The organism is Sediminicoccus sp. BL-A-41-H5 (genome assembly GCF_050632405.1).
Taxonomy (GTDB): domain Bacteria; phylum Pseudomonadota; class Alphaproteobacteria; order Acetobacterales; family Acetobacteraceae; genus Roseococcus.
Genome location: NZ_CP192601.1, coordinates 4,491,475 through 4,506,632, shown reverse-complemented (window position 1 = coordinate 4,506,632; position 15,158 = coordinate 4,491,475). Strand labels below are relative to the sequence as shown.

At 69.7% G+C, this 15,158-nt stretch carries 14 protein-coding genes; 2 read left to right on the top strand and 12 right to left on the bottom strand.

What is annotated here, in order from left to right; genetic code table 11:
* Positions 1-51 precede the first annotated feature (51 nt).
* On the top strand, positions 52-402 hold the full coding sequence (locus tag ACQ860_RS22125; protein WP_431305465.1) for a metallopeptidase family protein: 351 nt from the start codon (positions 52-54) through the stop codon (positions 400-402).
* Between the two features lie 64 nt (positions 403-466).
* Here ACQ860_RS22125 and ACQ860_RS22120 read toward each other — a convergent pair whose 3' ends face one another.
* From ACQ860_RS22120 to ACQ860_RS22080, 9 genes are all read right to left on the bottom strand, one after another.
* Entirely contained in the window at positions 467-943 is a 477-nt protein-coding gene (locus tag ACQ860_RS22120; RefSeq protein ID WP_431305464.1) for an MOSC domain-containing protein, read from the bottom strand.
* 67 nt (positions 944-1,010) lie between these two features.
* Positions 1,011-1,964 (bottom strand): Bug family tripartite tricarboxylate transporter substrate binding protein, encoded by a 954-nt coding sequence (locus ACQ860_RS22115; RefSeq protein ID WP_431305463.1) that lies wholly within the window; start codon positions 1,962-1,964, stop codon positions 1,011-1,013.
* A gap of 130 nt (positions 1,965-2,094) precedes the next feature.
* Positions 2,095-2,847: a hypothetical protein gene (locus ACQ860_RS22110; RefSeq protein ID WP_431305462.1), complete on the bottom strand. Its 753-nt coding sequence runs from the start codon at positions 2,845-2,847 to the stop codon at positions 2,095-2,097.
* A 67-nt stretch (positions 2,848-2,914) separates the two neighbouring features.
* Positions 2,915-4,225, bottom strand: coding sequence for an alkaline phosphatase (locus tag ACQ860_RS22105; RefSeq protein WP_431305461.1), 1,311 nt, complete (start codon positions 4,223-4,225; stop codon positions 2,915-2,917).
* A gap of 66 nt (positions 4,226-4,291) precedes the next feature.
* Positions 4,292-4,624 carry a YnfA family protein gene (locus tag ACQ860_RS22100; RefSeq protein WP_431305804.1) on the bottom strand — a complete coding sequence of 111 codons (333 nt, stop codon included), beginning with the start codon at positions 4,622-4,624 and terminating at the stop codon, positions 4,292-4,294.
* Complete coding sequence (locus tag ACQ860_RS22095; RefSeq protein ID WP_431305460.1) at positions 4,621-5,769, bottom strand: DegT/DnrJ/EryC1/StrS family aminotransferase; 1,149 nt, start codon at positions 5,767-5,769, stop codon at positions 4,621-4,623. The genes ACQ860_RS22100 and ACQ860_RS22095 overlap by 4 nt, the downstream gene beginning before the upstream one ends.
* A 70-nt stretch (positions 5,770-5,839) precedes the next feature.
* Positions 5,840-6,859, bottom strand: a complete 1,020-nt coding sequence (locus ACQ860_RS22090; protein ID WP_431305459.1) for an NAD-dependent epimerase/dehydratase family protein — start codon at positions 6,857-6,859, stop codon at positions 5,840-5,842.
* 51 nt (positions 6,860-6,910) lie between these two features.
* Positions 6,911-7,843, bottom strand: coding sequence for an ion channel (locus tag ACQ860_RS22085; protein ID WP_431305458.1), 933 nt, complete (start codon positions 7,841-7,843; stop codon positions 6,911-6,913).
* Positions 7,843-8,190 carry a RidA family protein gene (locus ACQ860_RS22080; protein WP_431305457.1) on the bottom strand — a complete coding sequence of 116 codons (348 nt, stop codon included), beginning with the start codon at positions 8,188-8,190 and terminating at the stop codon, positions 7,843-7,845. Before ACQ860_RS22080 ends, ACQ860_RS22085 begins: the two co-directional genes overlap by 1 nt.
* Positions 8,191-8,238: 48 nt before the next feature.
* On the opposite strand from ACQ860_RS22080, the gene ACQ860_RS22075 reads away from it, so the two are divergent.
* On the top strand, positions 8,239-8,769 hold the full coding sequence (locus tag ACQ860_RS22075) for a TIGR00645 family protein (RefSeq protein ID WP_431305456.1): 531 nt from the start codon (positions 8,239-8,241) through the stop codon (positions 8,767-8,769).
* Between the two features lie 10 nt (positions 8,770-8,779).
* On the opposite strand, the gene dnaE is transcribed toward ACQ860_RS22075, so the two are convergent.
* From dnaE to ACQ860_RS22060, 3 genes are all read right to left on the bottom strand, one after another.
* Entirely contained in the window at positions 8,780-12,199 is a 3,420-nt protein-coding gene (gene dnaE, locus ACQ860_RS22070) for a DNA polymerase III subunit alpha (RefSeq protein WP_431305455.1), read from the bottom strand.
* 20 nt (positions 12,200-12,219) lie between these two features.
* Entirely contained in the window at positions 12,220-13,383 is a 1,164-nt protein-coding gene (locus ACQ860_RS22065) for a glycosyltransferase family 2 protein (RefSeq protein ID WP_431305454.1), read from the bottom strand.
* A gap of 64 nt (positions 13,384-13,447) precedes the next feature.
* Entirely contained in the window at positions 13,448-15,133 is a 1,686-nt protein-coding gene (locus ACQ860_RS22060; RefSeq protein ID WP_431305453.1) for a hypothetical protein, read from the bottom strand.
* Positions 15,134-15,158 lie beyond the last annotated feature (25 nt).

Sequence of the window (15,158 nt, the reverse complement as noted above, 5' to 3'; positions counted from 1 at the left end):
CAAGCCCCCATGCGCCCAACCACACCCCCCAGCCTCGAAGACCTGTTGGAAATGGCCGAGGATGCCCTCGCCGCCATCCCCCGCCCGCTGCGCGACATGGTGCGCGGGACCGCCATCATCGTGGAAGAGGTCCCGGAGGATGAGATGGTGACCGAGCTCGGCCTGGAAAGCCCCTGGGAGCTGACCGGCCTTTATCGCGGCACGCCGCTCACCCACAAATCCACCCAAGACACGCCCGCCGAACCCGACACAATCCTGCTCTACCGCGAACCCATCCTGCTCGAATGGATCGAGACGGGGGAGGATCTGTTCCGCCTGGTCCGCAACGTGCTGCTGCACGAGGTGGGCCACCATTTCGGCCTCTCGGACGAGGATATCGAGCGGCTGGAAAACGAGGATTAGAACCAGCGGCCGCCTTGGGCGGCGAAGCCAAGCGGCCGGGGGCCGCGCCCGGCGTTTGAGGGCTTCAAACCGGCGTGATCGCGTCGCCGGGCCGGATCACGCCGCCCTTGGTGATCATGCAATTGAGCCCCGAGCGGTTGGTCAGCGGGCCGAAGAGCGGCTTGCCCAGCAGCTTGTCCAGATAGACGCAGGGCACGTTGAGCCGCCCGCCGAACAGCTCCACCTCGCCCACCCGGAAGGCGCGGCCGACCAGGTGGTTCAGCGGCACGCCGCGCGTCAGCAGGTTGCGGCGCGTCTCATGCGGCGGCAGCTCGATCTTGTGGTCGCGCTGGATCGCCTCCAGCGTCTCGATCTCGATGAGCGTCACCTGGCGCTCGGGCTGCGGCTTCTTGCTGTAGGTGCCGCGGCCGGTGGCGTAGCGGTCGCCCTCGATCCCGACACCGGCGATGAGCTTCGCCTCCTGCAGTTCCTGCATGTCGGCCGCGGCCTGTTCGGTGATGTGAATGGCGAGCAGGCGCCCGTTCCAGGTGAATTCGCTCAAGTGACGTCTCCGATCAGGCGATGTTCGAGGGATGTGACCATGCTTCGGCGCGCGCCACCATCCGGGCTTACCCGGGCTGGATGCCTGCCAGCAGCGGCCGCCAGCGCGCCACCTCCCGCGTGATGAGGCCGGTGAATTCGGCGCCCGTCCCGCCCAGCGGGATCGTGCCCTGCTGGCTGAGGCGGGCGCGCGTCTCGGGCGCGGCCAGCGCGGCGCGGAAGCCCTCGGCGAGCCGCGCCAGCACCGCATCGGGCGTGCCGCGCGGGGCGACGATGGCCGAGGTGGAGCCATTCTCCAGCCCTGCCAGCCCGGCCTCCGCCGCCGTCGGCACATCGGGCAGCAGGGCCAGGCGCTCGGGTGACGCGACGGCCAGCGCTTTGAGTGTGCCGGCGCGCACATGCTCGGCCACGATGGGCGTGGCTTCCGCGGTCAGCGCCACCTGCCCCGCGATCACCGATTGCACGCTGGCCGCGCCGCTGCGGAAATGCACCGGCAGGAAGCGCGTGTCGGACAGCGATTGCAGCAGGATCTGCGTCAGATGCGGGCTGCTCCCGGCCCCCGCCGTGCCCCAGCTCAGCGCCTCGGGCCGGGCTCGGGCGGCGGCCAGCATGGCGGCGAAACCCGTGGGCACGCTGCCCGGATGCGCTACCACCACATGCGGCGTGCTGGCGGCGAGTGCCACGGGCGCGAAATCCGCCAGCGGATCATAGCTCATGCGCGGATAGATCACCGGATTCACCGCGAACATGGCGAGCGAGGCCATCAGCAGCGTCGTGCCATCCGGTGCCGCGCGCGCCACATATTCGCCGGCGATGTTGCCATTCGCCCCCGCCCGGTTCTCGGCGACGATCGTCACGCCCAGTTCCGCCCCCGCGCGCTCGGCCAGGATGCGGGCGACGAGGTCGGTGATGCCGCCCGCGCCGAAGGGAATGACCAGGCGGATGACGCGCGTCTGCGCGCGCAGCGCGGGGGTCGTCAGCAGCAGCAGCGCCGCCGCCGGCAGGGTTCGACGTGTCAGCATGCCCATTCCCCCTCCATCCTGGGACGCAGCCTCAAACAACCTGGGCGGGGCGACCAGCATCGCACGCGACGAAAACAGCCCCGCCAGCCATGCCCTGCCCAAAGATGAAGCGGCCGGTGCCCGCCGGGGGTCAGGCGTCGGCAGCCCGCCTCGGATATTGCAGGATCAGCAACTCGGCGCCGTCCGGCCCCGCCTCGGCCTCGCGCGCCGCATCCTCGGGGTGGACATAGACGAGCGAAAGCGGCGGCATGCCGTCCAGGCTGCCCGCCGCCACCACCCAGAACTGGCCCATCCCCGCCGCGGGCTCAGGGCCAGTCAGGCGCGCGCCCGGCGGCAGGATGTGGCGCCAGGCGCCCAAGCCATCCGCGCGGGGCTCCAGCATCTCCTCCATGCGGGCGGGCCCGGTGATGGCGGGGCTGGGCTCGACGGGCGCGGTGGTGGTCTGCCAGGGCTTGCGGCCGGGGATGGCCTTCAGCGCCGCCGCCTCCTGCGCCACGTAGCGGGCACCCGGGTCATAGCCGTTGCGCAGCGTGAAGTAGTGCAGGCCGTCCTCGCCCGCCGTGATCGGGCCATAGGCGGTGTGGGCATTGGTGTAGTGCACCGTCACCGGCCGCACCGGATGCCGGCCGAGATGGCCGCCGCCCGCCACGACCACCTGGAACTGGTCGGCCGCGTGGAAATGCGACTGCACGACGGAGCCCGGCGGCTGCTCCACCAGGAAGGCCATGGGGTAATAGGCGCCCGGCGCGGGCGGCGGCGGGCTGTCCGCCGTGCGGTTGGTCCAGTTGGTGCCGATATAGGTGGTGGTGTGGATCGGCACGCCATTGGCGTTCACGGGCCGGCGCGTCGGGCGGACGGCCTCGGCGGAGGCAGCGATGGGCATGGCGGTTCTCCCTGGACGCCGGGGAATCTAGGCCCGGGCCAAGGCCGCGACAACTCCTCCGGACAAATCAGCCCGGGTCGCGCCCGAAGAGCGTCCGGTACATGATCCGGTAGACATCCACATTGTCCATCGTCCCGGCCTGGCTCACCCACTCGGCATTGCGCCCGACGGCGCGCACCAGGATGGCGCCCGAAACATCGGTCAGGGTGGACCACGCGATGGCGAAGGGGTGCCGGACGCCGTTGCGGTCCGGGGCGGAGAGCCAGGCCGTGGTCCCGGCGCCGCCCTGGCCATCCAACGGCGCGCCGTTGCGGTCGCGCTCGGGCAGGTTGGCGCCTTCGCGCACGATGTTCTGCTGCCGGCCCGGGCCGATCACCTGCATCCCGCCCGCATCGGAATCCGCCGTGGTCAGCATCAGCGTGTTCGGATTGGCCGCGACAAAGCGCCGGAAGACGCCGATCGCCGCATCCGCGCGGATGCCGGCCTCGATCGCGCCGGCCGCGTTGTTCACATTGCCGAAGTTATCCGTCCCCTCCTCCTCGGCCACCAGCAGGAAGCCGCCCGGCGCGCGGGAGAGGAGGCGCAGCGCCGCCTCGCTCATCTCCGCGATGCTGGGGGCGCTGGGGACGTAATGCGGCAGGCTCTCGCGGGCGAGGGTTTCCTCGTTGCGGTCATGGAAGCTGTGGTCATGCGCGAAGATGCCCCAGAGCCTCTCCGTGCCGGCCGGCACCCCGGCCAGTTCCTCCCGGGTGAAGACGATGGTGTAGCCGCGCTGGCGCAGCAGCTCGATCAGGTTCAGGCCGTCCTCGCGCGCGCCCTCGCCGAAGCGGCCCTGCATGCCGCGCGGCAGGTACCAGCGCTCGCCGCCAGCCATGTGCAGCTGCACGCCGGATTCGACGACAAGGCGGGTGATCTCGGCCAGGTTGTTGCGGCGCGGCGTGCTGGCGACGAAGGCCGCGGTCCCCGGCTCATAGGCGGCACCAGATTGCACGAGGCCGACCCATTTGCCGCGCGCCAGCGCCTCCTTCGCGATGGAACCCTCGAAGCCGGAGAGGCTGCGGACGGGCGTGGCGCCATCCATGCCGAAGCTGTCGGCCTGGACGCGCACGCCGAAGGCATGGGTGGTGGCGCCGCCATGCGAGGTGCCGGTCAGCCCATCCTTCATGTGGCCGAGATAGACGGCACTGTGCGGCAGGCGGTCCCACTCGGTGCGGCCATCGGGGCCGACGCTCGCCATGCGGACGGCGCCCCAATGGTTCACGCCGAAGCCATCGGGATGGAAGAAGATGACATTCGCCGGCCCGGAAGGGGGTTGCGCCGAAGCCGGGCGATGCACGGCAAGGGCGGCGGTGGCGGCGATGAGGCTGCGGCGATCCATGCGTGGCTCCGTGGCGGCTGGCCCCGGAATATGGTCGTCGCGCCCACCGCGCCAGCGACAGATGCGTTAAACCTGCCGTGCCGCACCCACCAGGATCACCGCCGTGCCCGCGAGGCACAGCGCAACCCCCGCTAGGTCCCAGCCGGTCGGCCGCAGCCCCTCCGCCAGCATCAGCCAGGCGAGCGTGGCGGCCACATAGATGCCGCCATAGGCGGCGAAGGCCCGCCCCGCCGCGATCTCGCCCGGCACCAGCGTCAACAGCCAGGCGAAGGCGATGAGCGCCCCCACCCCCGGCAGCAGCCAGAGCGCCGAGGCGCCCTGGCGCAGCACCGCCCAGAAGGCGAAGCAGCCGGCGATCTCGAAAACCGCCGCCAGCGCGAAGACGAGGGCGGCGTTCAGAGGCCCGAGAGCGCTTCGCAGACCCGCGCCACCTGCTCATCCGTCAGTTCGGGATACATCGGCAGGCTGAACACCTCCTCCGCCGCGCGGGCGGTCTCGGCGCAATTGGCGGGGCCGAGCGGCACGCGGCCGGCATAGGCGGGCTGGCTGTGCACCGGCATGGGGTAATGGATGCCCGTCCCGATGCCGCGGGCCTTCAGGGAGAACATGAATTCGTCGCGCTTCGGGTGGCGCAGGACATAGAGGTGGAACACGTGATGCGCGCCCGCGCGCCGCACCGGCGGCGTCAGCACCGTGCCGGCCAGCGCCTGGTCATAGGCGGCGGCGATCTGCCGGCGGCGGTCATTCTGCCGGTCCAGATGCTGCAGCTTCACCCGCAGGATGGCGGCCTGCACCTCGTCCAGGCGGGAATTCACGCCCTGCAGGTCACTGATGTAGCGCCGCTTCCAGCCATATTGCCGGATCGCGCCGATCCGCGCCGCCAGTTCCGGGTCCGGGGTGGCCAGAATGCCGCCATCGCCGAGCGCGCCCAGATTCTTGGTGGGGTAGAGGCTGAAGGCGGCCGCATGGCCGATGGTGCCGAGCTTGGCACCCCCCAGCATCGCGCCATGGCATTGCGCGCAATCCTCGATCAGGAAGACGCCCGCCTCGTCGCAGGCCGCCTTGATGGGCGCGAGGTCCACCGCCTGGCCGTAGATATGCACAGGGATGACGGCGCGGATCGGCGGCAGGCCAGGCGGCGGGTCCGCCAGCACGGAGGCCAGTTCGTCCGGGTCCATGGTGTAGGTGTCGGGGTCGATGTCGAGCAGCAGGGGCGTGGCGCCCACCATCTCGATGGCGGCGACGGTCGCGACCGCCGTGTGGCTGACGGTGACGACCGTGCTGCCCTCGCCGATGCCCATGCCGCGGAGGATGAGCATGATGGCATCCGTGCCATTGGCGCAGCCCACGGCGTGCATCGCGGGTGCCCCCGGCTGGTCGCCGAGCCAGGCGGCGAATTCCGCCTCGAAGGCCTCACCCTCGCGGCCCAGGATGTACCAGCCCGAGGCAAGCGCGCGGGCGACCGCGGCGTCGATCTCGGTCTGCAGGGCGCGGTAGCCGGCGCCCGGATCGGCGAAGGGGAGAATGGCGGGGGAGGCGTTCATGGGCGTGGCTCTTGATGGCAATTCGCCTCGGCCCCGGCGGGCGTCGGCGGTGTGATCGGGCGTGTTGCGGTCATTTCGGCGCGTCGGCGAAAATGTAGTCGCTCATCCGCTCGCGATACCAGTCCAGGCTGAGGCGCAGCCCTTCCTCCAGGGGGGTGAGCGGCGCCCAGCCGGTGGCGCTGCGAAAGGCCTGGTCGTCGGCGTGATAGCTGCCGATGTCGATCGGCGCGCGATCGGCCGGGAATTCGCGGGTGGTGAAATGGCCCCGCCCGCCATTAGCCGCGATGACCATCCGCGCGAGGTCGAGCAGCGAGACCGGCGGCGCGCCGCCCAGGTTGAAGACATGGCCGGCCACATCCGTGTTGCCGGCCTGCTCGGCCGCCATCAGGAAGGCGCGTGTCACGTCGTCCACATAGGCGAGGTCACGCAGCTGGGCGCCGCCCCAGACCTCGAAGGGCTCATCCTCCAGCAGGCGGCGCAGCCAGATGCCGAGGAAGGTCTGCCGCGCATCGGCGATGCGCAGGCGCGGGCCGTAGCAATTGGTGAGCCGCAGCGAGACGACGGGGCGGCCCAGCACCCGGTTCTCCAGCATCCAGTACTGTTCGCCCGCCCATTTGGAGACGCCATTGGCATCGGGCGGGTTCACCGGGTGCAGTTCGTTCACCGGCAGGCTGATCGGGCGGCCGTAGAATTGCCGGGTGGAGGCATGGATGACGGCGGCCTTGGGTGCGGCCTCGCGCATCACCTGGACGAGGCGCACCTGGGCCACGGCGTTGATGGCGATGTCGAAGACCGGGTCCTTCTGCCCACCCATGTGGCTCGTCTGCGCCGCCATGTTGAACAACACGTCCACACCCTGGCAGAGGGTCGCGAGTTCGGTGTCGCGCAGATCACCGCGCACCAGCATGACGCCGGCGCCCTCGAGATTGGCCGGGTTGGCGCCGCCATCGGGCAGCATGGCATCCAGCGCGGTGACGCGGGCGCCGAGCCCGGCCAGCGCATGGCAGAGATTGCTGCCGAGGAAGCCCGCCCCCCCCGTCACCAGGACCCGCTTCCGGCGCCAGAAGGCCGGATCACCCAATGCAGTCACGTTCGCCACCTGTGTTCGACGCCCCTCATCATCGCCCGCATTGCGGCGGAATCACGCCCGCGGGATGGTATCATTCGTCCGGCGCCCACCATGGCTGCGCATGATCTCGGCGAAGCCGAAGAGCAGCAGCAACTGGCCGAGGATCATCTGGATCGCCGCCAGCAGCCGGATGCCGTCATCGGCGGGCTGGATGTCGCCATAGCCCACCGTGGACAGGGTGACGATGCTGAAATGCAGCGCGTCCGAGAAGGAAAGCCGCCCGGGCTGGCCCATGAGGACGAAGATTTCGCCGCGTGAGAACTCGTCGGCGATCCGGTAGAAGCAGGCGAAGGCCACGGAGAGCAACGCGAAGAGGCTCACATAGGTGGCGACCGGCACGGCCAGGAACTGCAGCCGCCGGCCGACCTGGCGCAGGATGGCCGAGATGTCCACCAGCAGCCGCACGATATGCCCGACAGAGACGGCGCCGATCACGGCGATGACCGCCATGGCGAGCAGCAGCGCGAGGCTCTGCCATTCCGGCCCCGCCCGGTTGATGGGCATGGAGAGGGAGACGATGCCGATCATCCCCGTCGGCAGCAGCCAGCGGACGGCGCGCGGGAAATGCCGGAGATCGGCCCCGCCCTCGGCCGAGGCGACGGCGGCCAGATCGTTCCGCCGGACCCAGCAGGCCAGGACGAAGGCCAGCACGGGCAGGAGGAAGGCGACCGAGCGCGACCAGTCCGCCGCCGCCGGGAAGGAGGCCTGGCCGACCACCACGAAGAGGCTGACATAGATGGCCAGCCCATTCGCCGCCCCCAGCGCGAACATCAGCCCATGCGGGAAGATCCAGTGCAGCCCGCCCAGAGCGAGGCTCGCGATCAGCAGCGTGACGACCGAGAAGATCCACCCCTGGTCGGAGATACCGAGGGCGACCAGCAGCATGAAGGCCAGCGTCAGCCCCGTCGCCAGCAGGGCGCGGCGGCGGGGCGAGGCCACTTCCATCAGGGGAGCGCCGCGATCCCGGTGATCTCGACGCGCCAGGCCGGGTCCACCAGCGGCGCCTGGATGGTCATCCGCGCGGGCTTGTTGCCGCGGTCCAGCCAGGCATCCCAGGCGCGGTTCATGGCCGGGGCGTCGTTGATGTCGGCCAGGATGATCTGCACGCTCAGCAGATGGGCCTTGCTGGTCCCGGCCTCGGCCAGGAGGGCGTCGATCTGGGCGAGGATGTCGGCGGTCTGACCCTCCGCATCCAGCGTCGCGTCATCGGCCACCTGGCCCGCCAGATAGACCAGCCCGCCATGCACCACGGCGCCCGAGAGCCGCCCCTCCTCCGCCAAACGTCGGATCATGCCATAACCCCTTTTCTTCCTGCCCCTGATTGAGCCAAATAACGATTCATGCAAACCCTACTCGACCGCGCGATGATCGCCAGCCGCTACATCCTGGCGGTTTTCTACCTGGGGCTGGCGGTGGCGCTGGCCGCCTATGCGGTCAAGTTCGTCTTCAAGGTCTGGAAATTCGCCTCCACCATCCTGACCGAGACGGATGACAACCAGATCCTGCTCAGCATCCTTTATCTGGTGGACAGCGCGCTCGTCGCCTCGCTGGTCGCGATGGTCGCCATCTCCTCCTATGACAGCCTGGTCTCCCGCCTGATCAACGAGCAGGGCAAGTCCGAGATCGAGTGGGTCTCCAACCTCGATCCCGGCAACCTGAAGCTCAAGGTGGCACTGGCCATCATCGCGATCAGCTCCATCTACCTGCTGCAGAAGTTCATGAATGTGGACAGCCTGGATGATCGGGCGCTGACCTGGGGCATCACGATCCATCTGACCTTCGTGGCGGGCGCGCTGGTGCTGGCCTTCATCGACAAGATGCAGGCGCAGACCAAGCTGATCGCCAAGGGCGCCAAGCCGAAGGAAGAGTGACGGGGCCGGGTCAGACCTCCTCGACACTTGCCACCCCGGCGACGAGCTTCATCGCCTGCATCATCCGCGGTGAGACGTTCCAGCCGCCGGGCAGCGTCACCTCCACCTCCTGCCCGGGGGCGAGCCGGGGGATGAGGCTGACGCGCCCCTTGCCGCGGCCGTCGCGCTCCAGGATGGCGCGGATGTCGGGCACGGCGGTCGCCGCATCGATGAAGATGCGCATCCCCTGCCCCACCCCGGCGGCCGCCTTGTCCAGCCGCTCGACATCCATGGCCGTCAGACGCAGCGCTTCGCCTTCCAGCTTCGCTTCGGCGGTGATCAGCAGCGCCGTGCCCTCCTCCAGCATGTCGCGGGAGCGGTTCAGCACCTCGCTGAAGAAGGTCACCTCATAGCTGCCCGCCTGGTCGGAGAGGCTGATCCAGGCCATGCGGCTGCCAGTGCGGGTGTTGCGCTCCTTCTTCGCGTTCACCGTGCCGGCGAGCTTCAGGCGGGTGGAGCCGGCGCGCGCGCGATCCCCGATCAGGGCGGAGGGTGTCGCGCCCAGCCGCCGCAGCGCGCCCTTGTACTCGTCGAGCGGATGGGCCGAGAGGTGGAAGCCGACCGCCTCCGCCTCAAAGCCGAGCTTGTCGAGCTGCGGCCAGTCCGGGATCTCGGGCAGGCGCAAGAGGGGCGGTCCCTGCTCCACCTCGCCGAAGAGGCCGATCTGGTTGCTGGCGCGGTCCTCCGCCGTGGCCTGGGCGCGGCGCAGCACCGTCTCGGCGCCCGCTACGAGCCGGGCGCGATTGCCCTCCAGGCTGTCAAAGGCGCCGGCCTTGGCGAGGTTCTCGAGCTGCATCTTGTTCAGCAGCTTCGGGTCCACCCGCGCCGCGAAATCGGCGATGCTGGTGAAGGGCGCATCCCGCGCGGCGACCAGATCGCGCATGGCCTGCAACCCCACGCGCTTGATGGCGGCCAGCGCGAAGCGGATGGCGGGCCCCTCCTCGCGGTCCTCGATGGTGAATTCGGCGCCACTCCGGTTGATGTCCGGCGGCAGCACCTTGATGCCGAGCCGCGCAGCCTCCTGCATGTGGGACGCCAGCTTCTCCGTCTTGTCGAGATCGAGCGACATGGAGGCGGCAAGGAAGGCGACCGGATGGTTCGCCTTCAGCCAGGCCGTGTGATAGGCGACCAGCGCATAGGCCGCCGCGTGCGACTTGTTGAAGCCGTAATTGGCGAATTTCTCCATGAGGTCGAAGACCTCGCCCGCCTTGTCCGCCGGCACGCCGTTCTTCGCCGCCCCCTCGCAGAAGATGGCGCGCTGCTTCGCCATCGCCGCCGCATCCTTCTTGCCCATGGCGCGGCGCAGCAGGTCCGCGCCGCCGAGCGAATAGCCCGCCATGACCTGGGCGATCTGCATCACCTGCTCCTGGTAGACCATGATGCCATAGGTCTCGCCCAGGATGTCCTGGATGGAGGGGTGCGGCGCCTCCCACTTCTCGCCATGCTTGCGGGCGCAATAGGCCGGAATGTTCTCCATCGGGCCCGGCCGGTAGAGCGAGACGGCGGCGATCAGGTCCTCGAAGCGGTCGGGGCGCATGGAGCGCAGGCAGTCCCGCATGCCCTGGCCTTCGAACTGGAACACGCCGGCCGCATCACCCTTGGCCAGCATGGCGTAGGTGCGCTCGTCATCCAGCGGCAGTTTGTCGAGGTCCACCTCGATGCCGCGGGCCTTCAGCAATTGCACCGCGCGCTGCAGCACCGTCAGTGTCTTGAGGCCCAGGAAGTCGAACTTCACCAGGCTCGCCTGCTCCACGTACTTCATCGAGTACTGGGTGATGAGTGAGGGCGAGCGCGGGTCGCGATAGATCGAGGTGATCTCGATCAGCGGCTTGCGGCCAATCACCACGCCGGCCGCATGGGTGGAGGCGTTGCGGTACAGCCCTTCCACCTGGAGCGCCGTGTCCAGCAGCTTGGCGATGGCCTCGTCCGTCTCCTGCATCTCCTGCAGCTTGGGCTCGCCCTTGATGGCGTCCGCGAGGCTGACGGGATTGGCGGGGTTGTTCGGGATCAGGCTCGCGATCTTGTCCACCTGGCCATAGGGCATACCCAGCACGCGGCCCACATCGCGCACCGCCGCCTTGGCCTGGAGCTTGCCGAAGGTGATGATCTGCGCGACCCGGTCCGCGCCATATTCCCGGCGGACGTAATCAATCACCTCGTCGCGCCGGTCCTGGCAGAAATCGATGTCGAAGTCGGGCATCGAGACGCGTTCGGGATTGAGGAAGCGCTCGAAGAGCAGCCCGAAGCGCAGCGGGTCGAGATCCGTGATGGACAGCGCCCAGGCGGCGACGGAACCGGCACCCGAACCACGGCCCGGCCCCACCGGAATGCCCTGCTGCTTCGCCCATTGGATGAAGTCGGCCACGATCAGGAAGTAGCCCGAGAAGCCCATCTGCTCGATGACGCCGAGCTCGTATTCCAGCCGCTCGGCATGGGCGGCGGGCACACCCTCGGGGAAGCGGCGCTTCAGGCCCTCGCGCGCCATGTCGGCCACCGTCTCCGCCTCGGTGCGCCCGGGCAGGACCTTGGGGCAGATGGGCAGTTCGGGCTTCTTCGATTCCGCCATGACCGCGCACATGCGCGCGATGGCGAGCGTGTTGTCGCAGGCCTCGGGCAGGTCGGCGAAGAGGGCGCGCATGGCGGCTGGCGGCTTGAACCAATGGTGCGGTGTCACCCGGCGACGATTCTGCTCGGCGACCAACCGGCCCTCGGCGATGCAGAGCAGCGCGTCATGCGCCACATGCGTCTTCTCCTCGGCGAAGTAGACGTCATTGGTGGCGACGATGGGCAGGCCGGCCTCATCCGCCAGCCGCAGCAGACCGGGCTCGAGCGCCTGCTGCCGGTCCGTGTGGTGGCGCATCAGCTCCACCACGAGACGCCCGTCATAGGCTTCGCCAAGCTCCTTCAGCAGGCGCACCGCCGCCTCGCGCCGCCCCTCGGCCAGCAGGCGGGAGAGCGGGCCATGGTCGCCGCCCGTCAGCAGCATCAGGCCGGGCGCATGACGGAGCAGCTGGTCCAGCGAGAGCGCGGGCTTGCCCGAGACATCCTCGCCCAGCCAACCCAGCGAGGAGAGGCGCTGGAGATTCTCCAGCCCCTGCGCGTTCATGGCCAACGCCACCACGGCGTCAGCGCCGGCGCGCAGCGCCTCGGGCCGCTCCTCGCCGGTCGCGGCGCGGGAGAGCCAGAGCTGGCAGCCCATGATGGGCTGGATGCCCTTGCCCGAGGCGTATTGCGCGAATTCCAGCGCGCCGAAGAGGTTGGCCGTATCGGTCAGCGCCACGGCCGGCATGCCCGCTGCCAGGGCAAGGCCTGGCAGTTTGTCCACCTTGATGGCGCCCTCGCTCAGGGAATACGAGGAATGGGTGTGCAGGTGGATGAAGGAATCGCGCATCCGGGGAGTTTAGCGCGAAGTCAGCGCCGCGCCCGCACCATGTCGAGCACGGCGATGAAGAAGGCGCCCATGGCAAGCTGAAGCCCCAGCAGCATGGACGTCATGGAGGCGATGGCGAGGCGCATCGTCCCATGCCCGCCGATCTCCCCGAAGCGCACCGAGCCCCAGATGGCGATGGCGGCCAGGCCCAGCAGCAGGCCCAGCACGAAGAGGCCGAGCGCCGTCAGCAAGGCCGGCTCCAGCCCGAATCGCGCCAGGAAGGCGGTGAGCAGGGGTTGCTCCGGCACCAGCCCCTCCCGCGCGCCATGGATACGCGCGAAGGCCCAGAAGAGGATCAGCTGGAAGCCCATGCTGACAGCCGCCGACGCATAGAGCAGCGTGTGCACGTCCAGCGTCAGGCTGCCGAGCTTCGCCGGCCCGGTCAGCAGCGCGCCCATGCCGAAGAGCCCGCCCAGGAAGAGGATCAGCCCCGGGTAGAGGAACAGCCAGCGCGGACAGAAGACCAGCAGGAAGCGCAGGTGCCGCCAGCCATCCCGCCAGGAGCGCAGGTGGGGCGGGCGCGAGCGGCCATCGGGCGAGAGCGTGGTCGGCACTTCGGTGATGCGCAGCTTCTGCAGCGTCGCCTTCACCACCATCTCGCTGGCGAATTCCATGCCCGGCGCACGGAGGTCGAGCCCGAGGATCGCATCGCGGTTGAAGCCACGCAGGCCGCAATGGAAATCCCCGCTCGGGCTGCCGAAGAAGACGCGCCCGATCGTGGTCAGCACCGGATTGCCAAGGTAGCGATGCAGGGGCGGCATGGCGCCGGGCTTGATCCCCCCCTTGAAGCGGTTGCCCATGACGAGATCGTAGCCCTCGCGCAGCTTCGCGACGAAGGGATCAAGATTTTCGAAATCATAGCTGTCGTCGCTGTCGCCCATGATGACGAAGCGGCCGCGCGCGCCCTTGATGCCGGCGATCAGCGCCGCGCCATAGCCGCGCTCGGGCACCGGCAGCACGCGCGCGCCGAGGCTGGTCGCGATCTCCTGGCTGCCGTCGGTGCTGCCATTGTCGGCGATCAGCACCTCGCCCCGGACACCGCTGCGCTCCAGGTAGCCCATGGCCTTGCGGATGCAGGTGGCCAGCGTCTCCGCCTCGTTCAGGCAGGGCATCAGGATGGTGAGTTCGAGCGGCGCGGCGGTCATGAATTCTCCTCGGCCGGTCCCGGCTGCGGCCATATATGGGGTGATGGGCGCCCGGGGAACCCGGTCAGGCCGGCCGCAGCGTCCGCCACAGCAGGATCAGTGGCAGCGCAAGGCCCAGCAGCAGGGCGGGCATGGCGGGGGAGAGGTAGAGCATGTTCACGCTCGGGATGGCGACGGTGTCGAGATAGGCCAGCAGCGCCACGCGGGTGGCGTAGAGCAGGTACGCCCCGACGCAGAGCGCGAGCACGGGCCAGCAGGCGCGCTCCGGGTGGCGCCGCCATAGCCAGGGCAACGCCAGCAGCGCCAGCAGTGCCGCGATCTGCAGGACCGGGCCGAGGATGGCCCAGACGCGCATCCACCCCTCAAGCCCGCGCAGGAGGCGCGTGGCGCGCTCAACCGCCAAGGAGGGGAAGGGATAGGGCGGGGTCGCCTCCGGCCGCAGCACATCCACGAAGAGATCGCCGCGCACCACGTCCAGGAAGGCCGAGGCGCGGGGTTCGAGTTCCCCGCCCGAGAAATAGACCGAGCGCAGCCGCCGCGGATCAGGCAGCCCGGGCGGCGCCAGCCCTGTGGTCCAGACCTGCCAGGCGGCGCCCAGCGTGGGCAGGATATAGGCGGCGCGAAAGCGCGGGGCGAGGCTGTGGCGCGGCGGCAGGCAGGCGAGTTCACCCCGCGCGCAGGCGGCGTTCACCTCCTCGGCGAGGCGGAGGTTGAAGCGCCGCACCGCGAGGGCATCGGCGTAGCCAGCCGCGATCACGGTCGCATCGCGCAGCGCCCACATGAACCAGGCGGCCCGGAACTCGTCGTCGCAAGGCGTCACTTGATAGGTCTGGCAGCCCACATCCAGGTAGCTGCGCCCACGGTCGGCCGCGAAAAAGGACGCAAGCTCGGCCGCCGCCGGGCTGGCTGCGAACAATTCCGGCAGGCGCGCCCTGGGCAGCACGATCAGCGAGGGCTCCGCCGGGCCAAGGCGGGCCAGCGCCGAATAGGCGGCGATGAAGGCGGGGTCGCGGAACTCCACCGTGCGAAAGACGCCATAGACCCGCGCGTTCATGGCGCTGACCGCCAGCACGGGCAGCACGGCCATGACGCCACAGGCCAGCAGCGCCGCCGCCTCCGCCCGCCAGGTGGCCGGCGTCCAGCCGCGCCAGAGCACGACCGCACGCAGCGCGAGGCAGCCGAGCAGGAAGGGCAGGATCCAGACGCCCTCCTCCCGGGTCAGGTGGAACAGGCCGAGTGCCAGGCCAAGGCCCGCCGCGAGCAACAGGCGCCGGCCCAGCCCCTCGCCCGACCAGCGCACCCACCAGAGCAGCAGCGCCAGGATCAGCAGGAGGGTGGGCGTGTAGAAGCCTTCGCGGATCACGCGGAGATTCTCGGTGCCATAGAGGCCCGGATTGGCGAGCAGCAGGACCAGCAGGGCGAAAAGCGCCCCCTCCTGCGGGATCCAGCGTGACAGGGCGCGCACCAGCAGCAGCGCGGCCGCGGCATAGAGCAGCGCCTGGCCCAGCAGCGCGGGGATGGACAGCCCGCCCGTGAGCGCGAGCCAGAGCGGATAGCCTACCCCCTTGGCCAGCGTGAACTGGGTGTAGGGGCCGAGCCACTGCCCGCTCAGGATCAGCGCCGCATGCCGGACGAAGAGCGCGTCATCCACGCCCGCATTGGGAATGGCCATGAGCGGCAGGCTCGCCCAGACCCAGGCGAAGCCGGCCAGCAGAATGGCGTAGAGCGGTATCCAGGGGCGACCGGGCATGCGGCGGGGGGTAGCCCAGCGCCGG